26 protein-coding genes and 1 pseudogene are annotated in these 24,686 nt (G+C 63.5%); 14 read left to right on the top strand and 13 right to left on the bottom strand.

Annotation, left to right across the window (positions count from 1 at the left end):
* Window positions 1-26: 26 nt before the first annotated feature.
* Window positions 27-1,337, bottom strand: coding sequence for a YeaH/YhbH family protein (locus F3H96_RS19860; protein ID WP_149803419.1), 1,311 nt, complete (start codon window positions 1,335-1,337; stop codon window positions 27-29).
* 18 nt (window positions 1,338-1,355) lie between these two features.
* Window positions 1,356-3,305 (bottom strand): PrkA family serine protein kinase, encoded by a 1,950-nt coding sequence (locus tag F3H96_RS19855; protein ID WP_149803418.1) that lies wholly within the window; start codon window positions 3,303-3,305, stop codon window positions 1,356-1,358.
* Window positions 3,306-3,677: 372 nt separating this feature from the next.
* On the opposite strand from F3H96_RS19855, the gene F3H96_RS19850 reads away from it, so the two are divergent.
* The gene (locus F3H96_RS19850) at window positions 3,678-4,484 is read left to right on the top strand and encodes an alpha/beta hydrolase (protein ID WP_149803417.1); all 807 of its coding nucleotides are present in this window, start codon (window positions 3,678-3,680) and stop codon (window positions 4,482-4,484) included.
* Window positions 4,485-4,488: 4 nt separating this feature from the next.
* On the opposite strand, the gene F3H96_RS19845 is transcribed toward F3H96_RS19850, so the two are convergent.
* Window positions 4,489-4,791 carry a BolA family protein gene (locus F3H96_RS19845; RefSeq protein ID WP_149803416.1) on the bottom strand — a complete coding sequence of 101 codons (303 nt, stop codon included), beginning with the start codon at window positions 4,789-4,791 and terminating at the stop codon, window positions 4,489-4,491.
* Window positions 4,792-4,927: 136 nt separating this feature from the next.
* Between F3H96_RS19845 and F3H96_RS19840 the strand changes: the two genes are divergently transcribed.
* The 4 genes from F3H96_RS19840 to F3H96_RS19825 all read left to right on the top strand — a co-directional run bounded on the left by F3H96_RS19840 (window position 4,928) and on the right by F3H96_RS19825 (window position 9,620).
* Entirely contained in the window at window positions 4,928-5,551 is a 624-nt protein-coding gene (locus F3H96_RS19840; RefSeq protein ID WP_149803415.1) for a J domain-containing protein, read from the top strand.
* A gap of 123 nt (window positions 5,552-5,674) precedes the next feature.
* The gene (gene cobS, locus F3H96_RS19835; protein ID WP_149803414.1) at window positions 5,675-6,661 is read left to right on the top strand and encodes a cobaltochelatase subunit CobS; all 987 of its coding nucleotides are present in this window, start codon (window positions 5,675-5,677) and stop codon (window positions 6,659-6,661) included.
* Window positions 6,662-6,714: 53 nt separating this feature from the next.
* Complete coding sequence (gene cobT / locus F3H96_RS19830) at window positions 6,715-8,613, top strand: cobaltochelatase subunit CobT (RefSeq protein WP_149803413.1); 1,899 nt, start codon at window positions 6,715-6,717, stop codon at window positions 8,611-8,613.
* Entirely contained in the window at window positions 8,610-9,620 is a 1,011-nt protein-coding gene (locus F3H96_RS19825; protein WP_149803412.1) for an esterase-like activity of phytase family protein, read from the top strand. The genes cobT and F3H96_RS19825 overlap by 4 nt, the downstream gene beginning before the upstream one ends.
* A gap of 33 nt (window positions 9,621-9,653) precedes the next feature.
* Here the strand turns inward: F3H96_RS19825 and F3H96_RS19820 are convergent, their stop codons facing one another.
* Together F3H96_RS19820 and F3H96_RS19815 are read right to left on the bottom strand one after the other, a co-directional pair.
* The gene (locus tag F3H96_RS19820) at window positions 9,654-10,664 is read right to left on the bottom strand and encodes a hypothetical protein (protein ID WP_244620069.1); all 1,011 of its coding nucleotides are present in this window, start codon (window positions 10,662-10,664) and stop codon (window positions 9,654-9,656) included.
* A gap of 16 nt (window positions 10,665-10,680) precedes the next feature.
* On the bottom strand, window positions 10,681-12,456 hold the full coding sequence (locus F3H96_RS19815) for a GtrA family protein (RefSeq protein WP_149803411.1): 1,776 nt from the start codon (window positions 12,454-12,456) through the stop codon (window positions 10,681-10,683).
* Window positions 12,457-12,622: 166 nt separating this feature from the next.
* On the opposite strand from F3H96_RS19815, the gene F3H96_RS19810 reads away from it, so the two are divergent.
* Window positions 12,623-12,991: a metalloregulator ArsR/SmtB family transcription factor gene (locus F3H96_RS19810; RefSeq protein ID WP_149803410.1), complete on the top strand. Its 369-nt coding sequence runs from the start codon at window positions 12,623-12,625 to the stop codon at window positions 12,989-12,991.
* Window positions 12,988-13,473 carry an SRPBCC family protein gene (locus F3H96_RS19805; RefSeq protein ID WP_149803409.1) on the top strand — a complete coding sequence of 162 codons (486 nt, stop codon included), beginning with the start codon at window positions 12,988-12,990 and terminating at the stop codon, window positions 13,471-13,473. The genes F3H96_RS19810 and F3H96_RS19805 overlap by 4 nt, the downstream gene beginning before the upstream one ends.
* 84 nt (window positions 13,474-13,557) lie before the next feature.
* Here F3H96_RS19805 and F3H96_RS19800 read toward each other — a convergent pair whose 3' ends face one another.
* From F3H96_RS19800 to rpmB, 3 genes are all read right to left on the bottom strand, one after another.
* Entirely contained in the window at window positions 13,558-14,232 is a 675-nt protein-coding gene (locus F3H96_RS19800; RefSeq protein ID WP_149803408.1) for a hypothetical protein, read from the bottom strand.
* 29 nt (window positions 14,233-14,261) lie between these two features.
* Window positions 14,262-14,942 (bottom strand): queuosine precursor transporter, encoded by a 681-nt coding sequence (locus F3H96_RS19795; RefSeq protein WP_149803407.1) that lies wholly within the window; start codon window positions 14,940-14,942, stop codon window positions 14,262-14,264.
* Window positions 14,943-15,051: 109 nt separating this feature from the next.
* Complete coding sequence (rpmB, locus tag F3H96_RS19790; RefSeq protein WP_149803406.1) at window positions 15,052-15,348, bottom strand: 50S ribosomal protein L28; 297 nt, start codon at window positions 15,346-15,348, stop codon at window positions 15,052-15,054.
* Between the two features lie 251 nt (window positions 15,349-15,599).
* Between rpmB and F3H96_RS19785 the strand changes: the two genes are divergently transcribed.
* The 3 genes from F3H96_RS19785 to F3H96_RS19775 are packed head-to-tail and all read left to right on the top strand — an operon-like array spanning window position 15,600 to window position 17,975.
* Window positions 15,600-16,391 carry a DUF3108 domain-containing protein gene (locus F3H96_RS19785; protein WP_149803405.1) on the top strand — a complete coding sequence of 264 codons (792 nt, stop codon included), beginning with the start codon at window positions 15,600-15,602 and terminating at the stop codon, window positions 16,389-16,391.
* A gap of 28 nt (window positions 16,392-16,419) precedes the next feature.
* Window positions 16,420-17,307, top strand: a complete 888-nt coding sequence (locus F3H96_RS19780) for an EamA family transporter (protein ID WP_149803404.1) — start codon at window positions 16,420-16,422, stop codon at window positions 17,305-17,307.
* Window positions 17,304-17,975 carry a lysoplasmalogenase family protein gene (locus tag F3H96_RS19775; RefSeq protein ID WP_149803403.1) on the top strand — a complete coding sequence of 224 codons (672 nt, stop codon included), beginning with the start codon at window positions 17,304-17,306 and terminating at the stop codon, window positions 17,973-17,975. The genes F3H96_RS19780 and F3H96_RS19775 overlap by 4 nt, the downstream gene beginning before the upstream one ends.
* 98 nt (window positions 17,976-18,073) lie before the next feature.
* Here the strand turns inward: F3H96_RS19775 and F3H96_RS19770 are convergent, their stop codons facing one another.
* Both F3H96_RS19770 and gloB read right to left on the bottom strand, forming a co-directional pair.
* Window positions 18,074-18,505, bottom strand: a complete 432-nt coding sequence (locus F3H96_RS19770; RefSeq protein WP_149803402.1) for a cupin domain-containing protein — start codon at window positions 18,503-18,505, stop codon at window positions 18,074-18,076.
* Between the two features lie 50 nt (window positions 18,506-18,555).
* Window positions 18,556-19,323, bottom strand: a complete 768-nt coding sequence (gloB, locus tag F3H96_RS19765) for a hydroxyacylglutathione hydrolase (protein ID WP_149803401.1) — start codon at window positions 19,321-19,323, stop codon at window positions 18,556-18,558.
* Window positions 19,324-19,440: 117 nt separating this feature from the next.
* On the opposite strand from gloB, the gene F3H96_RS19760 reads away from it, so the two are divergent.
* From F3H96_RS19760 to F3H96_RS19750, 3 genes are all read left to right on the top strand, one after another.
* Window positions 19,441-20,217 (top strand): methyltransferase domain-containing protein, encoded by a 777-nt coding sequence (locus tag F3H96_RS19760; RefSeq protein WP_149803400.1) that lies wholly within the window; start codon window positions 19,441-19,443, stop codon window positions 20,215-20,217.
* Window positions 20,218-20,332: 115 nt separating this feature from the next.
* Window positions 20,333-22,165 (top strand): ABC transporter ATP-binding protein/permease, encoded by a 1,833-nt coding sequence (locus tag F3H96_RS19755; RefSeq protein ID WP_149803399.1) that lies wholly within the window; start codon window positions 20,333-20,335, stop codon window positions 22,163-22,165.
* Window positions 22,166-22,223: 58 nt separating this feature from the next.
* The gene (locus tag F3H96_RS19750; RefSeq protein ID WP_149803398.1) at window positions 22,224-23,024 is read left to right on the top strand and encodes a DUF1194 domain-containing protein; all 801 of its coding nucleotides are present in this window, start codon (window positions 22,224-22,226) and stop codon (window positions 23,022-23,024) included.
* 77 nt (window positions 23,025-23,101) lie between these two features.
* Here the strand turns inward: F3H96_RS19750 and F3H96_RS31170 are convergent, their stop codons facing one another.
* The 3 genes and pseudogenes from F3H96_RS31170 to F3H96_RS31530 all read right to left on the bottom strand — a co-directional run.
* Window positions 23,102-23,299, bottom strand: coding sequence for a hypothetical protein (locus tag F3H96_RS31170; RefSeq protein WP_244620068.1), 198 nt, complete (start codon window positions 23,297-23,299; stop codon window positions 23,102-23,104).
* Window positions 23,296-23,490, bottom strand: coding sequence for a hypothetical protein (locus F3H96_RS31165; RefSeq protein WP_244620078.1), 195 nt, complete (start codon window positions 23,488-23,490; stop codon window positions 23,296-23,298). Before F3H96_RS31165 ends, F3H96_RS31170 begins: the two co-directional genes overlap by 4 nt.
* 196 nt (window positions 23,491-23,686) lie before the next feature.
* Window positions 23,687-24,062 (bottom strand): annotated as a pseudogene (locus F3H96_RS31530) (glycosyltransferase family A protein); the annotation flags it as partial.
* Window positions 24,063-24,324: 262 nt separating this feature from the next.
* Between F3H96_RS31530 and F3H96_RS19740 the strand changes: the two are divergent.
* Window positions 24,325-24,645: a DUF1330 domain-containing protein gene (locus tag F3H96_RS19740; RefSeq protein ID WP_149803397.1), complete on the top strand. Its 321-nt coding sequence runs from the start codon at window positions 24,325-24,327 to the stop codon at window positions 24,643-24,645.
* Window positions 24,646-24,686: the final 41 nt, after the last annotated feature.

Raw genomic sequence — 24,686 nt, 5'->3', positions numbered from 1 at the left:
CGGCCCACGTCCCATCGACCACGTCCTCAAACGCTCTTGCGCAGGGCAGGCTGCCTGGCGAAGAGCTGGCGAAAGACCGGGTATATATCGGCCGGAGCGGCAATGCGCCTCATCTGGAAATTCGGCCATTTCCCGTCGACGGCATTGTAGGCGCGCCAGAGCGACGTGCCGTTCTGGGTGGAGCCGAAAATGTGGCTTTCCCGCTCGTCGATGATCTCCACATAGGCGAAATACTGGCAAAGGCGCATGAGCTTGCGGTCGAGCAGCTCTATGCAGCGTTCCGAGTCGGTGGCGAAATTGTCGCCGTCGGAGGCCTGGGCGGCGTAGATATTCCATTCGGCGACCGGATAGCGCTGCTCGATGATGCGGTGCATTTCCTCGAGCGCGGTGGAAACGACGGTTCCGCCGCTTTCGGTGTGGTAGAAGAACGTCTGCTCGTCCACCTCCTTGGCTTCGTGGGTGTGGCGGATGAAGACTACCTCGATGCGCTCATAGCGGCGTGTCAGGAACAGGTGCAGCAACACGAAGAAGCGTTTGGCCAGGTCCTTCTCGCGCTCTCCCATCGACCCCGAGACGTCCATCAGGCAGAACATCACCGCACTCGCAGTCGGCACCGGTTGGGGATCGAACCGATTGAAACGGATGTCGACCGGATCGACATAGGCAATCCGCTTGCGCCGGCGCTCGAGCCGGTCGAATTCCTCGCGCAGGGCGGCGATGCGATCGCGCACAGCCGCGCCTTCCGGCTTGGCTTGAAGCTCGGCAATCTCCTGGGCGATCGCGTCCAGCTCCGCCTGTTTGGGGCGCCTGAGAGCGATGCGGCGCCCGTGGCTGTTTCGCATCGTGCGGCCGACATTGATGTTGGTGGGCGCTCCGCTTGCCGTAAAGCCGGCCCGTCTTGGCTTGAAGCTCAGTATCTGCTTGAGATTGAGCTTGACCAGATCGGGCAGTTCCAGGTCTTCGAAGAAGAGGTCGAGCACCTCCTCGCGCGACAGCACGAAGCGAAAATCGTCTTCGGATTCCGTTGTTCCCGGAGCCGATTGGCTGCCGCCCACGCCACCAGGCTTGGGGATGAGATCGCCGGAGTTGAACGTCCTGTTGCCGGGCAGGACGTGCTGGCGGCGGCCACTTTCCTTGTCGCCGCCGAAGGTCGGTTCGCTGGTGCCCTTGCGGGGCATCGGCACGGCATGCTCGCGGTCGACCTCGGCGATGCGCCCTGAGCGAACCTGGTCGCGGATGCTGCGCTTGAGCTCTTCGCGGGCGCGCCTGAGGAAGCGCTGACGATTGCCCAGGCTCTTGTCTTTCGGGTTCAGGCGGCGGTCGATGAAGATCGGCATGGAACCGTTCGGGCTTGCTCAGCCCGCCTTGTTCACGCGCATGTACCAGTCGACCAGCCGGCGCACTTGCCGCTCGGTGTAACCGCGTTCCACCATGCGCTGCACGAATTCATTGTGCCGTTTCTCCGTGACGCTGTCCTGCTTGGAGCCGAAGCTGATCACCGGCAACAGGTCCTCAACCTGACCGAACATGCGCTTTTCGATGACCTCGCGAAGCTTTTCATAGCTCGTCCAGGATGGGTTGCGGCCATGGTTGCGCGCCCGCGCGCGCAAGGTGAATTTGACCACTTCGTTGCGGAAATCCTTGGGATTGGCGATGCCGGCCGGTTTCTCGACCTGCGACAACTCCTTGTCCAGGATCTCGCGGTTGAGGATCTGGCCCGTGTCGGGGTCCTTGTAGTCCTGATCCTCGATCCAGGCATCGGCGTAGGCGATGTAGCGGTCGAAGAGGTTCTGGCCGTACTCGCTGTAGGATTCCAAATAGGCCTTCTGGATCTCATGGCCGATGAACTCGGCATAGCGCGCCGCGAGTTCGGACTTGATGAATTCCAGGTAGGCGGCCTCCGTCTCCTTCGGGAATTGCTCGCGCTTGATCGCCTCCTCGAGGATGTACATCAGGTGAACGGGATCGGCGGCGACCTCCTTGGTGTCGTAGTTGAACGTCTGCGACAGGATCTTGAAGGCGAAGCGGGTGCTGACCCCGGTCATGCCCTCGTCGACACCGGCGGCATCGCGATATTCCTGGACCGACTTGGCCTTCGGGTCGATCTCCTTGAGGTTTTCGCCGTCATAGGCGCGCATCTTGGTGTAAAGCGGCGAATTCTCGTGCTCGGCAAGGCGGGTCGAGACGGTGAAGCGGCTGAGAATGTCCAGCACCTCGGGCGCGCATGGGCTGTTCGCAAGTTCGCTTTCGCGCAACAGCTTCTCGTAGATTTGCCTTTCCTCGGAGATGCGCAGGCAATAGGGAACCTTGACCACGAGGATGCGGTCGAGGAAGGCCTCATTGTTCTTGTTGTTCTTGAACTGCTGCCATTCCGATTCATTGGAATGGGCAACGACGATGCCCTGATATGGGAAGGCGCCGAAATTCTCGGTGCCGTTGTAGCTGCCTTCCTGGGTTGCCGTCAGCAATGGGTGCAGGACCTTGATGGGCGCCTTGAACATCTCGACGAATTCGAGCAGCCCTTGCGTGGTCCGGTTCAGGCCGCCGCTGTAGGAATAGGCATCCGGATCGGATTGGCTGAAATTTTCCAATTGCCTGATGTCGACCTTGCCGACCAGGGCCGAAACGTCCTGATTGTTCTCGTCGCCGGGCTCGGTCTTGGCGATGGCGATCTGGCGCAGACGCGACGGCGACAGCTTGACCACGCTGAATTTGGAAATGTCGCCGTTCAGTTCGTCGAGCCGCTTGGCTGCCCAGGGCGAGATCAGCCCGTTCAGGCGGCGGCGGGCGATGCCGTATTTGTCTTCGAGCAGATCGCCCATGCGGTCCGGATGGAAAAGGCCGAGCGGCGATTCGAAAACCGGGCTGATCTGGTTGCCGACCTTGAGCGTGTAGATCGGGCGCTGCTCCATCAGTTTCTTCAGCCGTTCGGCGAGCGAGGACTTGCCGCCGCCGACCGGGCCGAGGAGATAGAGGATCTGCTTGCGCTCCTCGAGGCCTTGCGAGGCGTAGCGGAAATATCCGGCGATACGCTCGATCGTATCCTCCATTCCGTAGAAGTCGGAGAAGGAGGGATAGATTTTGATGGTGCGGTTGGAAAAAATGCGGCCGAGCCGCTCGTCCTTGCTGGTGTCGACCAGGTTCGGGGCGCCGATTGCCTCGACCATGCGTTCCGGCGCCGAAGCATACATTGATTTGTCCTCGCGGCAGGCCAGCAGATACTGCTGGAGGCTGATCTCTTCCTGGGCCGCGTTGGAATAAACCTCCGAAAACAGATCGAAGACGTCGGATTGGTTATCGCGCATGATGCTTTGCCTCGGAGCCGACAGGCTGCCAATCGGCTCATCGCTCTTTCAACTGCCGGAAAGCATTGTGGTTCCCTTCACGTGAAGGGGAACACATGCAACCTGGCATCGACCTTAGGGGATACCCGACACGGCCGAAAGTGCTCGCCTGAAAAATACGTGGTGATTACCGGCGAAGCTTCAAGGGCAGGATTCGGTTTCGCACCCACGAGTTGTCATTATTGACCCTTACCGAAGTGATTATTGATCCTTGCTGACGCGAATGGCGAGCGTACGCGCGCCGCCGCCGTTCCATCTCGTTGTTTTGACGCAATTCCTGACAGAAACCGGTCATACTTTTCGTGGAATTGCTCTAGCTGGCCGGAGGTGACGGTGATCGATAGACGCGGCTTCATAATGGCATCGATCGCTGCGATGCTGCCGGCCGCTGCATCGGCGGCCCAGCGCGCGCCCCAGCCGGCGCCTCGCACCGTCGACTACGGACCTGCCAGGCTCGACGTCTACGCGCCCGATGGCGCGAAAAATCTGCCGGTGGTGTTTTTCGTCCATGGCGGCGCATGGAGGTTCGGCAACCGCAGCCAGGTCGGCTCCAAACCGGACTTCCTGCTCGCCAACGGCTTCGTGTTCGTCTCGATCGACTACCGCATGCTGCCGGAAGCGGATGTCGCGACACAGGCGAGCGACGTCGAAAAGGCTTACGCCTATGCGCGAGCCAATATCGCCCGATATGGCGGCGATCCGAAGCGCATCGTCGGCATGGGCCATTCGGCCGGCTGTCACCTGATTGCGCTCACCGCCATGCGCGGCGGGTTGCCGGGTGTGGCCGCGCTGATCCTCGACGATACCAGGGCCTACGATCTTGCCGCGCTTTCCAGGAAGGGCGGCATGGTTCGAGCTTATGCGCGTGTCTTCTCGGATCCAGCGCAATGGGCGGCGCTTTCGCCGGCGAGCTATGTCGATGGCAGGACGCATCCGCCGACCTTCATCGCCTATTCGCGCGCCTCAGGCCGCGGCGAGGAGTCGAAAGCCTTCGCCGAGCGCCTGCGCGCCGCCGGCACCAAGGTCAGGCTGTTCGACGGCAGCGCCTATACGCACATGTCGATCAATCGCGATTTCGGCCAGGATGGCGACGCCTTGACGGCGGCGGCGATGGCGTTCCTCAAGGCGACTGTCGGCTGACCATTCACCAGCGCGTCTTCTCGCCAGGTGCGGCCGCTTCGATGGCCAGCGCATGCACGCCGGCTTTCAATTCGTCGGCGAGCAGACCGTTGACGGCGCGGTGGCGCTCGATGCGGCCCCTGCCGGCAAACGCAGCGGAGACGATGCGGACGCGAAAATGCGTCTCGCCGGTGCCGTCGAACGTCGCGTGATGGCCAGACTCGGCATGATGATGGCCGGCGTGAAGGTGGCTTTCATTGATGACGGCAAGCCTTTCCGGCGCAAATGCCGCTTTCAGCTTGTTTTCCATCGTCGACTGTATGGACATGCGGTTTTCCCTTCCCCACATCTGCGGCACAGCCGCAGAATCTACGTTTTCGACCGCTTTTAAGCCGCGATTCAGCGGTTAGGGCGATCATCGGTGAAATGTCAATTCTTGTTTCGCACGTGCGAACAGCCCATAAATGGGTGAGATGAAAGCGTACCCCAAATATTTCGAGAAAATTCGAATCCGGCCGGAGAAGGACGCGGAGTTGAAGTCGCGCGCGCCGGTCTGCCAGTGGGACGGCTGCAAGGAGGCCGGCACGCATCGGGCGCCGGTCGGGCGCCTCAAGGAGGGCGAATATTTCCGCTTCTGTTTCGAGCATGTGCGCGAATACAACAAGGGCTTCAACTACTTCTCCGGCGTGTCGGACAGCGAGATCGCCCGCTTCCAGAAAGAGGCGCTGACCGGCCACAGGCCGACATGGCGCATGGGCGCCAATGTAGGCGGGACGCGCTCGGCGCCGGATTTCGCGCAGCAGCGTTCGGGGCGCGCCGGCTATTACAATCGCATGCGCGATCCCTTCAACCTGTTCAGCGGCGGAGCACGGGAGCCGCGCGAGCGCAAGGCAAAGCCGCTTGAGGCCAAGGCGCTGGAAACGCTTGGTCTTGACACAAAGGCGACTGGTCAGGACATCAAGGCGCGCTATAAGGAACTCGTTAAGCGCCACCATCCGGATGCGAATGGCGGCGACAGAGGTTCGGAAGACCGGTTCCGCGATGTGCTGCAGGCCTATCGCGTGCTCAAGCAAGCAGGATTGTGCTGAGCGGCCCTAAGGTCCCAAGTCGTTTCCAACTTTCATAAGGTTGGAAAAGGCTCTAAGACCGCCCCCGAACAAAATCGATTGCCGGCGAAACGCGGCGTTTCGCCCGTGGAGACGTTGATAGAGATGAACAAGGTCGATCGCGATATCGCCAACCTGCCCGACACGACGGTGCCGGTGAAGGAGAAATTCGGCTTCGACTCCAAGATGATCGTTCCCGCCTATTCGGCGGCGACCGAGCATGTGCCGGACATCGACCCCGACTATCTCTTCGACCGCGCGACGACATTGGCGATCCTCGCCGGCTTTGCCTACAACCGCCGCGTCATGGTGTCGGGCTATCACGGCACCGGCAAGTCGACGCATATCGAGCAGGTCGCGGCGCGGCTCAACTGGCCCTGCGTGCGCGTCAACCTCGACAGCCATGTCAGCCGTATCGATCTCGTCGGCAAGGACGCGATCGTGGTCAAGGAAGGCCTGCAGATCACCGAGTTCCGCGACGGCATCCTGCCATGGGCCTACCAGCACAACGTGGCGCTCTGCTTCGACGAATACGATGCCGGCCGCCCGGACGTGATGTTCGTCATCCAGCGCGTGCTGGAATCGTCGGGCCGCCTGACGCTGCTCGACCAGAGCCGGGTCATCCGCCCGCACCCGGCGTTCCGGCTTTTCGCCACCGCCAACACGGTCGGGCTCGGCGACACGACCGGCCTCTATCACGGCACGCAGCAGATCAACCAGGCGCAGATGGACCGTTGGTCGATCGTCACCACGCTCAACTACCTGCCCCACGACAACGAGGTGAACATCGTACTGGCCAAGGCCAAGCACTATCGCGACAGCAAGGGCAAGGACATCGTCAACAAGATGGTGCGTGTCGCCGACATGACGCGTTCGGCCTTCATCAATGGCGACCTGTCGACCGTGATGAGCCCGCGTACCGTCATCACCTGGGCCGAAAACGCCGAGATCTTCGGCGACATCGGCATGGCGTTCCGGCTGACCTTCCTCAACAAATGCGACGAACTGGAGCGTTCGGTGGTCGCCGAATTCTACCAGCGCGCCTTTGGCGAGGATCTGCCGGAGAGCGCCGCCAACGTGGTGCTGGGCTAGGCGCGCGCCAGAAGGCGTTCAGCCTTCCAGGCTAATCGCGCAGGGAATGAACGATGGCGGGTCCGGGCGACAACACGCGCAACAAGCCGAAGAACGGGTCTGAAGCGGACAGCTTCAAGCGCGCCGTTACCGTCTGCATGCGCGCCGTCGCCGGCGACAAGGACCTCGAGGTCGGCTTTGCCAAGGACCGGCCGGCGCTGGCCGGCAATCGTGCCCGCCTGCCCGAGCTACCCAAGAAGGCCTCCCGCAACGATATCGCCATCACGCGCGGCTTAGGCGATTCCATGGCGCTGAAGCGCGCCTGCCACGATCAGCGCATCCACAACAAGCTGGCGCCGGAAGGCAAGCTGGCGCGGTCTGTTTTCGACGCCGTCGAGCAGGCGCGCGTCGAGGCGATCGGCAGCCGCGCCATGCAGGGCGTGGCCGACAATATCGGCTCGATGCTCGAGGACAAATACGCCAAGGCAAACCTCGTCGACGTCAGGGACAAGGCGGACGCGCCGCTCGAAGAGGCGGTGGCGCTGATCGTGCGCGAAAAGCTCACCGGCCGGCCCGTGCCGAAGAGCGGCGAGCGTCTGGTCGATCTTTGGCGTCCCTGGGTCGAGGAAAAGGCCAGCGGCGCTCTCGACGGCCTGTCGGCCAAGCTCGAGGACCAGCAGGCCTTTGCCCGGGTGGTGCGCGAGATGCTCGTTTCCATGGAGATGGCCGATGAGCTCGGCGACGACCAGGAAACCGACGACTCGGAGGAAAACGAAGAGAACGAGCAGCAGGGCGAGGACCAGGGCGAGGAAGGCGGCGAGGACGATTCCGGCTCCGAGCAGTCGCAGTCCGAAGATGCCGAAGCCTCCGCCGACGAGGAAGAGTCGGCCGAGACGGAGGCCACCGACGCCACCTCCGACGATCTCTCGGATGAAGACGATGCCGACGCCGAGACGCCGGGCGAGGCCAAGCGCCACGACAATCCGTTCCTCAACCTGCCGAAAGAGATCGACTACAAGGTCTTCACCACCGCCTTCGACGAGACGGTGGGCGCCGAGGACCTTTGCGAGGAAGAAGAGCTCGACCGGCTGCGCGCTTTCCTCGACAAGCAGCTCGCCAACCTCTCAGGGGTCGTCGGGCGGCTCGCCAACCGGCTGCAGCGCCGGCTGATGGCGCAGCAGAACCGCTCCTGGGATTTCGACCTCGAGGAAGGCTATCTCGATCCGGCGCGGCTGGTGCGCGTCGTCATCGATCCGATGCAGCCGCTGTCCTTCAAGCAGGAGCGCGACACCAAGTTCCGCGACACGGTGGTGTCGCTGGTGCTCGACAATTCGGGCTCGATGCGCGGCCGGCCGATCACGGTCGCGGCGACCTGCGCCGACATTCTGGCGCGCACGCTGGAGCGCTGCGGCGTTTCGGTTGAAATCCTCGGTTTCACCACCCGCGCCTGGAAAGGCGGGCAGGCGCGCGAGAAATGGCTGAAGGACGGCAAGCCGCCGAATCCCGGCCGGCTCAACGACCTGCGCCACATCATCTACAAGTCCGCCGATCATCCGTGGCGGCGCGCGCGCCGCAATCTCGGCCTGATGATGCGCGAGGGCCTGCTCAAGGAAAACATCGACGGCGAGGCGCTGCTGTGGGCGCATAACCGGCTGATCGGCCGGCCCGAGCAGCGCAAGATCCTGATGATGATCTCGGACGGCGCGCCGGTCGACGATTCGACGCTCTCGGTCAATCCGGGCAATTATCTCGAGCGGCATCTGCGGGCGGTCATCGAGCTGATCGAGACGCGCTCGCCGGTCGAGCTCCTGGCGATCGGCATCGGCCACGACGTCACGCGCTACTACCGGCGCGCCGTCACCATCGTCGATGCCGAGGAACTGGCAGGCGCCATGACCGAGCAACTCGCCTCGCTGTTCGGCGAGGAGAGCGCGCGCGACACCAGGCGCGGCGGCTTGCGACGCGCCGGATGATCTTTTCGCGTGCGCTGCGGGCGCTTGCCGCCTGCATGCTGGCCTGCGCCTCGCCGGCGATTGCCGCCCAGCGAACCGTTGTCGAGCCGGTCGAGATTTCGGCGCGGCCGATCAGCCAGTTCCATATCGGCCACGACGAGACGCGGTTCGGGCCGTTCGAATTCGCCGGCGGGCTGGAAATGACCTCGCCGGCGGGCGATTTCGGCGCGCTGTCGGCGTTTCGCTTCCTGAAGCATGGCAGCGATTTCATCGGCGTCGCCGATACGGGTTTCTGGTTTTTCGGCACGATCACGCGTGACGCCGACAAACGTCCGTCGGGCGTGAAGAATTTCCGCGTGCAGCAGATGGTCGATGCTTGGGGCCGTCCGATCGACAGGAAATGGGAAGTCGACGCGGAAGGGCTTGCGGTGAAGGACGGCATCGCCACCGTTGGCTTCGAGCGCGACCATCGTGTCGCCCAGTTCAAGATCGATGCCGACGACATGAAAGCGCCGTTCAAGCAGCTCGATTACCTAGTTCCCGCCCGGGAGCTGCGCCAGAACCGCGGCTTCGAGACCGTCGCCCACGCCAACCGTGATGGGCAGCACGCGGGCGGCCTGGTCGTGGTTTCGGAGAGGAGCCTCGACGAGGCAGGCAACGTCTATGCCGCCGTTATCGAAGGGCCGCATAAGGGGATCTTCAGCGTCAAGCGCGACGGCGATTTCGACATCACCGACGGCGCCTTCCTGCCGGGCGGCGATCTGCTGCTTCTGGAGCGCAGCTTCTCGATCGCGCGCGGGGTGAAGATGCGGCTGCGGCGCATCTATGGCGAGAGCGTTAAAAAGGGCGCGGTCGCCGACGGGCCGGTGCTGATCGAGGCCGATATGGCCTACCAGATCGACAATATGGAAGGGCTCGACGTCTGGACCCGAGACGACGGCGCGCTGATGGTGTCGCTGATATCCGACGACAACCATTCGATCCTGCAACGCAACCTCTACCTGGAATTCATCCTGCACCAGGACTGACCGTTTCGGCCGGCGAGGCCCGCCGCCAGGACGTCAGCGGCCGACGTGGCGGACTTCGTTCATCAGGAAATTGGCCGCGCGCTTGCTTCGGTTGCGGATCTTGAGCGTCGCGGTGTTGTCGACGAAATAGGTGTGCAGGATGCTGTCGCGGGTGCGGACCTCCGGCCCGACGGTATCGACCGCGTGCCAGGTGTCGGTGCCGACAGCAAAGGCATAGCCCGTATTCGGGGAAAACGGCATCCGGTGAGACATTTCAAAACGCCCGTCCGGCCTGCGCTGGGCGAAGCGCGTGCCGATGTGATTGATGCTGTCGTCCTCCGGCAGGTAAAACTGGACGGTGATGCCCTTCCATTTCGTGTCGGTGTGGAAGCCGATCTTGTAGCCCGCCACATCGCGCGTAAGCATCGGCACCGGATACATGCCGACCTTCATGAAGTCCGGCCCGAACCTGCGCTCCAATCCCGGGGCGAGGCGGCGCATGAACGCGTCTTTCAGTTCCGGCGCATGCAGCGCCTTTCCGACCAGGGACCAGACTGCCCGTTTGTCACTGGGCAGATGGCGGATATATTCGGGGTAGAGGTCGATCTTGATCCGCGTTGCGGTGCCGTCGGCCTTGATATTCACGTTGTTGCGCCCCTTGAGCGCGCGATACTCGCGCGCTTCGGGCATGGCGGCGCGCATTCGCTTATAGAGGTCCGCCGGGAAAACATCCTTCATCTCCAGATGCCAGAAGGGCGTTTCCGCAAAGCTGGCGCGGTTGACGGCTTCCACCATGTGGGAGACGGCATGCTGCAGCGTTTGCGTGGCTGATGCTGGCGCCACCGCGCCGTCTATGGCCGACATGGACATCCTTCCCCCGAGCAGAAAACCCCGAATCCAGTTCGCTGAATAGATATATCGCTGCCGCGGCGAAATGCTAACCAAAGCACAGGCTCGTTTGCAACGATCCAGCGGACTGGTTTTAGCCGCTGTTTCTACAGCACGAAGCGAAAATGTCTCAGGGCTACTTGCAGGCGAGCGCATCGCGAAACGCGCTGCTGCCATGCTCGCGGGTCGAAATTCAACGGACCTTGTAGATCTCGATCGGTTTTCCAGCGGTCGTCCGGTCCAGTTCGAGCCATTGCGGCACGTCGCCTCGCAGCAGCTCCGCGACAAGACCCTTGGGAGCGTCGAGAGCCAGCGATATCTCTTCGGTGTTGTCGCGACAGATTGCGATCAATCCCACATGCTCGCGCTCGATGACGGCGCGGGCGGCGTCCGGCGTTCCCATGAACGCATCGAGCATGGCGAGGTTGCCGCCGACATTGCGGTGGTAGGGGCCGGCCAGCGCCCGGTGGCCGGTGAACGTCAATATTCCCGAGCCGAGGTTGGACGAGGCAAGCACCGTCGTCGCCGGCATGGCGGCAAGATCGTTGAAGTCGCCCGGCTTGCCGCAGGTCACGGCATGGTCGGGATCGGAGTTGATCCGCTGCGGCGCCTTTTGCACCACGGATTGCGCCGCGACCGCAACCCCCGCCCAGGTCGCGTTGAGCGAGACCAGCCACGCCATGGCAATGCCCATAGAGATGCGCCATGATGGCGCGGCGCCCGCCCGCAGGCGGATTTTTGCAATCCAGGCCGAGAGCGGCAGCACCGCGAACGCGACGGAGAAAGTCGAGCCGCGCACCTGCCAGAGGCTGACGCCGAAGGCGACAACCAGCAGGATGGCGGCGAGCATTTCCTCGCGCCGCAAGCGACGGCTTCGGAGCTGAAAGCCGATCAGCAGGATCGCGATGAAGGGCGTCACGTAGCGCGCCGCCATCAGCTTCGGCTGATGGACCGCGACGCTCCAGAAAGGCTGCGCTTCGACGACGTCGTTCAGCCAATAGGTGCGGATACGCCCGTCCAAGCCGGCATAGGGCGATGCCAGGCATTGCGGGAAAAACACGATGACGGCGGCCGCCACCGCCGCCGCCAGCGCCAGCATTGAAAGAAGCCGTGCCCGGGCCGTCGACGCGGTCAATGCAGCGGCTGTCGCGAGGCCGAAGCCGGACAGTGCGGCAACCGCGAACTGGAAGGACGAGAAGGCGTCGCACTGGGCCACACCCCAGTCGGCCGGCCGGACGGTCGCGACGAAGACCAGGAAGGCGATGCAGGCAAATCCGAAGCCAAAACCCCGTGCCGTGACGCGCTCCCTTTCGTCGAGGATGAACAGGACCGCGGCACAGATGCCGAGCACCGCCACATAGGGTGCGGTCTCCATGCCGACGGCGAGCGTAAGGCCTGCGCAGATCCCCGAAAAAAGGGCCGCGGGCGGCGAGGAGGGCGCTTCCATGAGGAACCAGAGGCTGGCCGCCGTCAGCAACAGCTGGACATTGTGGTGATCGATCACGCCGGGGTTGTAGATCACAAGGAAGAAGAGTGCGGCCGTCGACAGGATGACCGAGGGCATCGCGACATTCGCGCCGGCGAAACGCTGCGAGGCGCGCATGAGCGCGAATATGGTCAGCCCGTAAAGCAAGGTCGGCCAGATGATCTGCGCGGCCCGTTCGGCGGTGGCGGCGCCGGCGCCTAGCGCATCGAAGGCGATGATGATCAGCGCGAGCGGCGCGTCGACCAGCCGCGACCAGTGCATGAGGAATCCGCCAGAGATGCCCATCCGGTATTGGTGGAGATCGAACCAGCCCTGGCCGCCGAGCAGGTCGCGGACCTCGACCAGACGCAGCATGCTATCGTTGTCAGCGCCATAGTCGCCAAGCGTCGAAAAACCGGAAAACGCGTTGATCGTCAGCACCACCAGCGTGGCGCACAACGCAAGCAGAAGGTCGTTTTTCCAACCGGTGCCTTGCACGATCATGCTGGTCGCGATGCCCTGGAGAATTTCCCGCGATCCTGCATCATCTGGCGTAACAAAGCGTAAAGCGTCGGCCCCGGTCGACGGAATCGCCAGGCGAGGGCATGGTCGGTCCAAAAATACTTAAGTCATGACTTGACTGTCCGATATTTCGGGATTACTCAAGTCCATGCTTAAGTATTCCGAGATCGATGGCATTCTCAGGGCTCTGGTCGAGCCGACCCGCCGGTCGATCCTGGAAAGGCTGAGCCAAGGACCTGCGACCGTCAGCCAGCTGGCGGAGCCGTTCGGCATGACGTTCGCCGCCGTATTGCAGCATCTGCAGGCGCTGGAGGCCTGCGGGCTTATTCGCAGCGAAAAGATAGGGCGGGTGCGCACCTGCCGCATCGAGCCGGGCGGGCTTGCCCCGCTCGCTGACTGGATCGCCGAGCGCCGCATACCCGCGGAACGCCAACTCGACCGTCTGGGCGAAATCCTCGCCGAGGCAGATCAATCGACTGCAAGAAATCGGGACAAGCAAAAGGACAAAACGAAATGAACCAGATAGCCCACGCAAAGGACGAGCAATCCGTCATTCACTCCACCTTCACGATCGAACGGACCTATCCGCAATCGCCGACCAAAGTCTTCCACGCCTTTGCCGACAAGGCGACGGTAAGGCGCTGGCGGATCGACGGCGATGGTTTTGCCATTGCCGAATTCACCTTCGATTTCCGCGTCGGCGGCGGCGAGGTCTCGCGGTTCAGTTATCAGGGCGGCCCGGAGATCAGGCTGGATGCGCAGTTCCAGGACATCATTGCCGACCAGCGCATTGTGTTCTCCTATCGAATGGCGATCGGGTCGCAGACGATGTCGGCATCGCTCACCACCGTCGAGCTCACGCCTTCGGGCGAAGGCACGCGCCTGACCTACACCGAACAAGGCGCCTTTCTCGATGGCGTCGATTCGGCTCAAGGACGGGAAGAAGGCACCCGCGGTTTGCTTGAGGCCTTGGCCGCTGAGCTTCAGAGGTCGAAATAGCCTCGGTCCCGCTCCAAGGCACGGGCCGTCCCGCGGGCGGGGTGCCGGCGTCGTCACGGTTGCGATGCGTTGACTGCGACCCAATCACAGCTTTTTGGCCGCGATCCAGATCACATGGCGGGCGCTGCGCTTGCCGCGGGCCCGCGTGTTGACCTCCTCGACCGCGAATCCGGCCTGCTTCAGCCGCCGGGTGAAACCGCTGTCCGGTCCTTGCGACCAGACCGCCAGCACGCCGCCGTCTTTCAATGCGGCACCAGCGGCGGCCAGGCCGGCCGCGCTATAGAGCGAGTCGTTGCCCTTGTAGACGATGCCTTCGGGACCATTGTCGACGTCGAGCAGGATGGCGTCCCAGGCGGCCTTCTCCGCCCTTATCAATTGCCCGACATCGACTTCGCGAATGCTGACGCGGGGATCCTCGAGGCAGCCGTCGAAGATGGCGGACATCGGGCCGCGCGCCCAGGCGATCACCGCTGGGACAAGTTCGGCGACGGTGACGGTGGCGTTGTCGCCCAGCGCGGCGAGAGCGGCGCGCAAGGTGAAGCCCATGCCGAGCCCGCCGATGAGGATGCTTGGCTGCTTGCGGTCGGCGATCCGCTGGCAGGAAAGCCTGGCGAGAGCTTCTTCCGAGCCGCTGAGTCGGCTATTCATCAGCTCATTTGCGCCCAGCATGATCGAGAATTCGGAACCGCGCTGCTTCAGGCGAAGTTCCTGGCCACCGTCGGGCGTGCGGGCCGAATCAAGCTGAACCCAGGGGATCATGGCCTGATTCCAATCCTTGGGATCATGCTCTAGACCGCGACTGCCGGCTGGCTCCAGCGGGCGGCGAGCAGCCGATAGGGAATCAGCGCCACCACGGCGATGATCAGCTTGACGGACAGATCGCCAAGCGCCCAGGAGACCCAACGCATCGTCTCGACGGGCAGCACGCCCAGCAGCGGCGCGGGCTCCAGCGCGAAGCTGTCGTTGGGGCCGGTAAAAGCGAAGGCGGCGGAAAAGGCGACGCCGAAGAAGACGACTGTGTCGAAGACCGAGCCGACCAGCGTGCCGACGATCGGCGCGCGCCACCAGCTCTGCCGGCGCAGCCGGTTGAAGACGGTGACATCGAGCAACTGCGCGGTCAGGAAGGCGGCACCCGAAGCGGCGGCGATGCGCACCAGCCGGCTGGCGGCGGTCTCGAACTCGATCAGGCCGTGGCGGAACAGGAAGGGCGGGATCACAATCGAGCAGATCACCGCCGTCATGAAGCCGACGAACACCACCTTACGCGCCACGGCCGGGCCATAGCGGCGGTTGGCGAGGTCGGTGACCAGGAAGGAGAAAGGATAGGTGAAGGCACCCCAGGTGAGCAGGTCCGCCAGCGACAGGCCGCCGACCTGGCCCTGCATCGGGAACTGGACAAGGATATTCGACGCCACGACGACAAGCGCCATGGCGGCCACGAAGGGCAGGTATCGCGTCAGGAAGTTCATTTTTTTATCCTGGGTAATGGAACCAGCTGAGCGTCATGTCGACGCTCGCTCATATTTCGAGCGCCGGGTCGAGCCGGTACTCGAGGCGGTCGTCCCGCTTGAAAGCTGGTTAAGCGGCCGGCTGCTGGGCGAGCTTCTTGGCGATCTGCTTCTTCAAGAGGCGGGCGCGCTGCGACAGCTCCTTGGCATCGGCCTTGGCCAGGAACGCGTCGAGGCCGCCGCGATGCTCGACCGAACGCAACGCGTTGGCCGAAATGCGCAGGCGCACGTTCTGGTTCAGCGCTTCGGAGATGAGCGTGACATTGACCAGGTTCGGCAGGAAGCGGCGCTTGGTCTTGTTGTTGGCATGGCTCACATTGTTGCCGGTCTGGACTGCCTTGGCAGTGAGCTCGCAGGTACGGGACATCGATCTAACCTTCAGTTCTAATCCTGCCAAACCATTTAGCCCGCGCCAGGCGGCGCGCGGTCTCGGTCAGGCGGCCTTTGGAAAAGTTGGCGTTCCATAGTTGCATTTCGCCAATACGTCAAGCTCCGCCAGATGCACCGCCACCGGATGCGCTCCATATAAAGGCCGGATTTTGACCTATAAGCCCCTCGCGAAGGGACATGCCAGGCTGGGAACCATAGCGTTTCCGGCCAAAACCGCCAAGGACCGCCATGCTTCGCCCCTGCCACGCACTTGCAACCCTAATTGCCGCCAGCGTGCCCGCGACAAGCTTCGCCGCGGCCAGCCCGCAATCTTTCAAAGGCGAATATACCGTATCGTTCCTCGGCCTCTCGGTGGCCAGAGCAACATTTTCGAGCCGCTACGACGGCGATACCTACGCGATCGACGGCACCGTTTCGGCCGCCGGCCTCGCCAGAATATTCGACGACACCAAGGGTACGATCTCTTCGAAGGGCACCATCGCGGGCAAACAGATGCGGCCGCGGGTGTTCCGGGCCGACTACACCTCCGGCAAGAAGGCTTCCGTCGTCGATATCCGCTTCGCCAACGGCGCGGTCACTTCGACGCAGGTCATTCCAGGGCCGGGAAAGCGCAACCCAAAGACCTGGGTGCCTGTCGGCGCCGGCGACCTCAAATCGGTGCTCGACCCGATGGCGGCGACCGTCATCCATGCCGACAGCCTCGACAAGGTCTGCGGGCGAACCGTCAAATTCTATGACGGCGAGATGCGCGCCGACCTGACGCTGACCTATGCCTCGAAAGGCTCGATCGCGGTGCCCGGCTACAAGGGCGATACGGTGACTTGCAGGATGGGCTTCGAGCCGGTGGCGGGTTACCGCAAGGGCCGCAAGGCGCTGGACTTCCTAAAGAACAAGAGCCGCATGATGGTGACGTTTGCACCGGTCGGCCAATCCGGCGTATATGCGCCGATCCGCGCCACGGTCGGCACCCAGATCGGTCCGCTGACAATCAGCGCGCGAAAGTTCGAAGCAGTAGAGTAGGCGCCGTCGCGCGCCGCCGGGGACAGCTATGGCGCGCGCAACACTGATCGGTTTTTCAGCGGTCACCATGTGGGCACTGCTGGCGCTGCTCACCGACGCTTCGGGGCAGGTGCCGCCGTTCCTGTTGTCGGCCATCACTTTCGCCATCGGCACCTGCGTGGGGCTGGCGGCGCGGCTGGTGATGCCGGCCACCGACAGAAGCCAGATGATCCCTCGCCAAGTCTGGGTGATCGGCATAGCCGGGCTGTTCGGCTACCATTTCTTTTACTTCACGGCGCTGCGCAACGCGCCGGCGGTCGAGGCGAGCCTGATCGCCTATCTGTGGCCGCTGCTGATCGTGCTGGGCTCGGCGCTGATGCCGGGCGAGCGGCTTGCCTGGAACCATGTCGTCGGTGCGCTGCTCGGCCTTGCCGGCACCTTCCTGATCGTCACCAAAGGCGGCGGGCTCGCTTTCGATGCGCGTTACGCCTTCGGCTATGCGATGGCCGCCGTCTGCGCGCTTTTGTGGTCGTCCTATTCGCTGCTGTCGCGGCGTTTCCCATCGGTGCCGACCTCGATCGTCACCTGGTTCTGCGCGGCGACATCGGTGCTTTCATTTGTCTGCCACCTCCTTCTGGAGAAGACCGTTCTGCCGGATGGTCCCGGCCAGTGGCTGGCGGTCATCGGGCTCGGCCTGATGCCGGTGGGCGCCGCCTTCTATGCCTGGGACATCGGCGTCAAGCGCGGCAACATCCAGGTGCTGGGCGCCGCAAGCTATGCCGCGCCGCTTCTGTCGACGCTGGTGTTGATCGCGGCCGGCGTCGCCGAGCCGTCGCCGCGCATTCTGGCCGCCTGCGTTCTCATCACGGGTGGCGCGGCGCTGGCGGCGAAGTCGCTGCTGATGCGCAAGCCGGCGGCCAAAGAGGTGAGTGCATGATGCCGTTTCCAGGCGGCATCGAGGCCAACGCCAATGCAACGCTGCTGTTTTCGTTTGTCGCGGCGGCAATCTACGCCTTTGCGCTCGACATGCCGCCGAAGCTGACGCGAACGGCGGCAAAGACGCTTGCCGTCGCGTTCCTGGCCGTGCTTGCCGCCATGCAAGGTGGTCCGCTGCTGCTTGTCGTGGCGCTCGCGCTCAGCGCCATCGGCGACGCCTTCCTGTCGCGCGATGGCGAAAAGGCCTTTCTCGGCGGGCTAGCGAGCTTTCTCACCGCCCACATCGTCTTTGTCGCGCTGTTCCTGAAGACAGGCGGAGGGCTCGAACTGTTGAGCGCGCAGTCCTGGCGGGGCGCGATCGCCTTGGCCATGGCCGCATTCAGCATCGTCATGCTTGCCGCGCTCTGGCGCCGCGTCGGGCCGCAATTGCGCATCCCGATCGCCGTCTATGTCGCGGCAATCCTGGCCATGGGCCTTTCGGCGCTCACGATCAGCTATCCCTGGGTGATCGCCGGCGCGGTGCTGTTCATGGCGTCGGACGGGCTGCTGGCGGCCGAGCGCTTCCTGCTCGCGGCGATCTCGCCGCATCGAATGTGGATACGCTACGCGGTCTGGGTGCTTTACTACGCCGCCCAACTGGCGATCACGCTGGGTTTCCTGCTCGGTTAGAGCATTTCACCGTTTCACGGAAACGGCGAAACGTTCTATCTCTTTGTTTTGACGCAATTCCTGACGGAAAACCGTGTCACACGTTTCCTGGAATTGCTCTAGGCGATTTTCGGCCGCCAGCCGGGCTCGGCCAGCTCGAAGGCGGCGAAATCAAAGCCGGGCGCCACCGTGCAGCCGACCAGCGTCCATTCGCCGAGGCTGCGCGCCGATTGCCACCAGCCGGCCGGCACGACGATCTGCGGCCGCTCGCCCGCGGCCAGGGCCGCGCCCAGCACCTGCTCGATGACGCTGCCGGAGCCTTGCTCATGCATCGACAACGCCAGCGGCGCCCCGGCATAGAAATGCCAGACCTCGGCCGCGTCCTTCACCCGGTGCCAGGCCGAGAGCTGGCCTTGCTCCAGCAGGAAGTAGATCGCGGTCGAATGGCCTCGCCCGCCTGCCGCGGCGTCGCGAAACGTCTCGGCATACCAGCCGCCTTCCGGGTGCGGCTGCAGGCCTAGCGTTGCAATGATCTCGGCGGCGCTGGTCATTGGCGGTCTTTGCGATGCATGCCGTGCCTTTTGGACGGCGAAGCTTGGGACTAGAAATTGTCCTTGCGCTTGCGGATCTCGGCAAACACCTCGGCATCCGAAGCCTTCTCCATGCCGAGATGCTTGCGGATCGCCGGGTCGTGCCAGCGCAGGAACGGGTTGGTCGACAATTCCTCGCCGATGGTCGTCGGCAGCGTCGGCTTGTTGTCGGCGCGCAGCGCCTCGATCCTTGCCGCGCGTTGCTTGAGCACCGGGTTGCCCGGGTCGACGGTCACCGCGAAGCGGGCATTGGCCAAAGTGTATTCGTGGCCGCAATAGATGACGGTTTCGGCGGGCAGCGCTGCCAGCTTCTTCAGCGATTCATACATCACCGGCGGTTTGCATTCGAACAGGCGGCCGCAACCCAGCGCAAACAGCGTGTCGGCGGTGAAGCCCACCTTCGAGGCCGGGAGATGGTAGGAAACGTGGCCGGCGGTATGACCGGGCGTCTCGATGACCTCGATCCGTTCCTCGCCAAGGCGCACGACCGAGCCTTGGCTGACCGTCTCGTCGATGCCGGGGATTTTTGCCTTCTCGGCTTCCGGGCCGACGATGCGCAGCTTGAAGCGTTCCTTCAGCGCCAGATTGGCTTCGACATGGTCGGCATGATGGTGCGTGGTCAGGATCAACGTCGGCGTCCAGCCGGTGCGCTTGATCGCCGCCAGGATCGGCGCCTCCTCCGGCGCGTCGATGATCGCCGTCTGCCCGCTTTTTGGGTCGTGAACCAGCACGCCGAAATTATCGGTGCGACACATGAACTGCTCGATTTCGACGGGCATCGGCATCTTTCTCCGTTATCGCCGCAGACATAGGGCGGGCCGCGGGCGATGTCATCCGCGTTTGTTGAACTTGGGCCTTTGTTGAACTTGGCATTTATCGCGGCTACCGTCGCGCGCATGCATTCGGATATCGTCGATCTGCGTTCCTTCTACTCGACCACGCTCGGGCGTCTGGCCGAGCGTTCGATCACCATGGCGCTGTCGTCCATATGGGCTGTAGTTCCCAACGAACGGCTGGTCGGCCTCGGCTACACGCTGCCATGGCTGGAGCGGTTTGGCGCCGATGCCGAGCGCGTCTTCGCCTTCATGCCGGCGACGCAGGGCGCGGTGGTGTGGCCGGCGTCGGGGCCAACGGCGACGGCGCTGGTCTTCGACGAGGAATTGCCGCTGGTCGATTCCTGCATCGATCGCATACTCCTGGTGCATTCGCTCGAACATGCCGAAAACCCGCGCGAGACGCTGAACGAGATCTGGCGCGTGCTGTCGCCCGCAGGGCGTGTCGTCATCGTCGTGCCCAACCGCCGCGGTGTGTGGGCCCGGTTCGAGCACACGCCCTTCGGCAACGGCCGGCCGTTCTCGCGCGGCCAGTTGACCGAGTTGCTGCGCGAGGCGAATTTCACGCCAGCCGCATGGTGTGACGCGCTGTTTTTCCCGCCATCGCCGCGGCGCTTCATGATGCGGTTCCACAATGTGCTGGAGAAGGCTGGCCGGCGGTTCTGGCCGATCTTTTCGGGCGTCATTGTCGTCGAGGCGCAAAAGCGGCTCTACCAGGGCGTGCCCGTCGCGCAGCGCGCCTCGCGCCGCGTCTTCGTGCCGGTCTTCTCGCCGCAGGGCGCGACGAGGCTTGGCCGGCAGGTGACCGATGCCGCGCCCGGCCAAGTGACGCGTTCGTGATCGCTACCGCTTCTTGCATCGCGCGGCGGTCGTCACCCTATCTGAGGATGCTCGAACAGCGGAATGCGCGCCTGGCACGGCTCGTGACCGCTGCCGAAAATCAGGAATATCCTTCATGCCAAACCGAACCGATAAAAAGCCAGCCCCGCGAAAGGCCGCCGTCTCGGTCGAGGCGAGCAGCCTCGCCGACCAGGTGGCGACGATCAAGCTGGGGCTGAAGTTCTCGCCGGTGCGCCGGCAGCTTGCCTGGGTCTCGATCGGCATCGTCGCCGTCATCATCGCGACCTCGATCGGTCAGGTCCTGCTCAACCGCTGGAACCAGCCTTTCTACGATGCGCTGGCCAGGCGCGACATGGCGGACTTCCTGCATCAGCTCCTGGTCTTTGCGGCCATTGCCGGCGGACTTCTGGTGCTCAACATCGGCCAGACCTGGCTCAATCAGATGATTCGCTTGAGGTTGCGTCAGGCGCTGACGCTTGACCTGATCGATCAATGGATGCGTCCGGCGCGGGCCTTTCGGCTGGCCAATGCCGGCGCCATCGGCGTCAATCCCGACCAGCGCATGCAGCAGGACGCCGCGCATCTATCGGATTTGTCGACGGATCTCGGGGTCGGCCTCCTGCAGTCGTTCATCCTGCTGGTCTCCTTCATCGGCGTGCTGTGGGAACTGTCTTCCGGCTTCGTGTTCCACGTCGGCGGCTATTCATTGGCGATACCGGGCTACATGGTCTGGGCCGCCTTCATCTATGCCGGCACCGCCTCGTGGCTGAGCTGGCTGGTCGGGCGACCGCTGATCAGCCTCAACAGCGAGCGCTACACGCGCGAGGCGGAGCTGCGCTCCTCCATGGTTCGGGTCAACGAGAATGTCGACGCCATCGCGCTCTACCATGGCGAGGCCGATGCCAGGCACCGGCTGGAACTCGACCTGGATACTGTGCTCGGCGCCATGCGGCGCATTTACACCGCCCAGATCAACCTCTCCTGGGTGACCGACACCTATGGCTGGATAACCGTCGTGGCGCCGATTCTGGTCGCCTCGCCGGTCTATTTTTCGGGCGACATCAGTTTTGGCGGGCTGATGATGGCGGTTGGCGCGTTCAACCAGGTCCATTCGTCGCTGCGCTGGTTCATCAACAACATCGGCAGCATCGCCGACTGGCGCGCGACGCTGATGCGCGTGGCGGATTTCCGCATCGCGCTGGAGGAAACCGACGCGCTGCATGACAAGGAAAAACGCATCCAGTTCGGCGAAAACGCCGATGGCAAGCTGACTCTCAACAAGCTCGAAGTGGCCTCGCCGGAGGGCTGCACCAGGCTTGCCCAGACGGATGTCGAAATCCATCCCGGCGAGCGTGTGATGATCACTGGCGAGCCGGGGGCCGGCAAGACATTGTTCTTTCGCGCCATTGCCGGCCTGTGGCCGTGGGGGAGCGGCAGCATCGGCCTGCCTGCCGGAGAAGCCCCGATCTTCGTGCCCCGCGTTCCGTATTTCCCGGCCGCCACGCTGCGCGAGGTTCTCGATCATCCGAACGGATCGGCGCCGACCAGCGATGCCGAAATCTCGGCGGTGCTTGCCGAGGTCGGTCTCGAACGGCTGTCGTCCTCGCTCGACCACCGCGGGCGCTGGGAACGTGAGCTGGGCGACGATGAGCAGCGCGCGCTTGCCTTCGCCCGGCTCGCCGTGCGGAAACCAAAATGGGTGGTCATCGACGAAGCGTTGGACGCGTTCGACGGCCCGTCGCTGCGGCGCGTGCTGGCGATGCTGCAGACGCGGCTGCCCGATGCCGCCATCCTCAATATCGGGCGCGGGCTGCACAACACCCAGTTCTTCCCGCGCGCGTTGAACATCGTGAAGGATACGGGCGCACCGGCGCTGAGGCCGGCCCGCGTGCGGGCCGGGGCGATCGAACCGCCACCACCGGCCGCCGCCCGCGCCAAGAAGAAATAGCTTTATTTCGCCGTGATCGCCGGGAACAATCGCCTGTGACGTCAGGATGCTCGCGGCCATGCTCGGGATGCTCAGCCTGCTTGCCTGCCTAGCCTGCGCCGAGGCGGCGCCCCTGCCAGACGTCGGCGACGGCGCGGCGGTAGATGTAGAACTCGTCCTTGCCGTCGACATCTCGCAGTCGATGGATGAGGAGGAGTTCGCCCTGCAGCGCGCCGGCTATGTCGAAGCGTTGCGTCACCCCGACTTCATCGATGCCGTGCGCTCGGGTTCCAAGGGCCGCATCGCGCTCGCCTATTTCGAATGGGCGGGCGGGGTGCGCGACGACGGGGTCATCGCCTGGCAGATCGTCGACGGCGAGGACAGCGCCTATGCCTTCGCCGATAAGATCGCCGCGCGGCCGTTCCGCAGCTTTCGCGGCACTTCGATCTCCGGCGCTCTCGGCTTCGGCACCGGGCTACTCGAGAGCACCGGCTTTTCGGCGCCGCGGCGCGTCATCGACATATCGGGCGATGGGCCCAACAACACCGGGCCGCCGGTCGCCACGATCCGTGACGCCGCTGTCGCCAAGGGCATCGTCATCAACGGCCTGCCGATCCTGATCAGCCCGTCGCCGAGCGTCAGCCGTCTCGACCGCTACTATGCCGATTGCGTCACCGGAGGCGCAGGCTCCTTCGTTCTTCCGATCTACGCGGCGTCGGAATTCTCGACCGCCATACGCCGCAAGCTGATCCAGGAGGTTAGCGGCCTCCCCGACGCCAGGTCAGTTCGCGTCGAGGACACAACGCCCGTCGATTGCCTGCTGGGCGAGCGCCTGCGGCAACGGTTTTCCGATCCCTATTTTCCGGAACTCGACAGATAGAGGAAGGAGAGCATGATGTAGCCCGAAAACCGCTTCACGCTTTTCGGCATCATGCTCTGGTCAACGGCTTTGCTCTTTCAGACCGCCCGCGCGCCGTATTTGGCGCGGAACTCGTCGTAGCAATCGCGGCGCCAGCGGCGGCCGACGACATAGCCGCGCAAGAGTTCGGTCGGCGAGTAGCCGAGCGACTTGGACGACCGGTTGGCGTGATAGCCTGAAAACGCCTGCAGCAGCCTGCCCTTGAGGATATCGGCGATGATCTGCCGCGCGATCATGTAGGGGGAACGTCGGGATAGCGGTCGGCGATATAAGGATGCTTGTCGATCAAATTGGCGTAGGCCTCAACATAGCCGTCGCGGCGGCCGGAGATCGAATTCTCCGAATTGTACTTCTTCCAGTCGATGTCCTCCAACAGCAAGGCGCCGCTGCGTTGGGCAAAGCGCAGCAGCAATTCGCGGTCCTGCATGCGCGTCACGTCGCTGTCGTAGCCGCCGATCGCCAGCAGCGACCGGAGCCTGGCCGTGATCGCCGAACCGGCAATGAAGATGGTCTGCGAGACCAGGGCGCTGCAGGGTGCTCTTGTCGAGGAAGGCGCCGCGATTGATGCATTTGGTGCTGCGCCCGCCCTTCATCGACAGGGAGGAGCTAATCAGCACCTCGAGCGAAGGGTTTTCGTCGAAGTGCGCCAGCGTCCGCTCCAGCCGGTCCGGCAAATAGACGTCGTCGGAATCGAGGAAAGTCACGACCGGTGCCCGCGCGCGTTCTATGCCGGCATTTCGAGCGGATCAGCCTTGGGTCGCGGATTTCGGCACGCGCAGCGGCCGTGCCGTCCGTCGAACCATCATCGACCACGATGTGCTCGAAGCGGGTAAATGTCTGCGCCAGAACGCTTTCCACCGCGCGTAAGACCTGGCTGCGCCGGTTGTGCGTCGGCGTGATTACTGCAATTTGTGGAGCATCCTCGCTCGACGTCGGGTTGCCGCTGCCGGCGGGACCCGGCGTTTGTCTGATGGGTCTGATGGTTATCTCGTCTCCCACTTCTGACTCGCGGCCGACGATATAAAAAAGCCACCCCTTGTGTCACGCCGCGCTCGCCAAGAAATACTGGAGTTGGCGGCCTTCCGCAGCATTCCGGTTGATGGCAACACAATTGGCTTTCCGGTTCTGGCGAGACAGTCCGCCGGTCAGAGCCACGGGCCGACTTTTGCCGATGACCTCCGAGGTAATCGACTGGACTACCTGGCTTTTGCATGATGATCCCATGAGGCCAAGCGGCTTCGACCCATGAAGGAGCAGGATTATGACCGCCTACGCCGTTGCCCATATGCGCCAAGTCACGCCGGGCCCCTGGATGATCGAATATCTCGGCAGGATCGACGCCACGCTGGCGCCGTTCGGCGGCCGCTTCATTGTCCATGGCGGCGATGTCGAGGTCATCGAGAACGGCTGGCCCGAGCATCTGATCGTCATCGAATTTCCGGACAGGCAGCATGTACGGGACTGGTATCGGTCGCCCGCCTATCAACAGATCGTCAAACTGCGCACTGATAACTCCGAATCCGACGTTATTTTCGTCGACGGCGTCGAGCATCCGCACGAGGCGACGGATGTGCTTGGCTGAATGGCGGGCGTCAAGCAAGACTTGTGGAGTTCGCCCGTAGC

Source organism: Mesorhizobium sp. NFR06, assembly GCF_900115245.1.
In the GTDB taxonomy this organism is placed as follows: domain Bacteria; phylum Pseudomonadota; class Alphaproteobacteria; order Rhizobiales; family Rhizobiaceae; genus Mesorhizobium.
The sequence above is the reverse complement of the archived record's forward strand: the minus strand, read 5'-3'. Positions and strand labels throughout refer to the sequence as shown.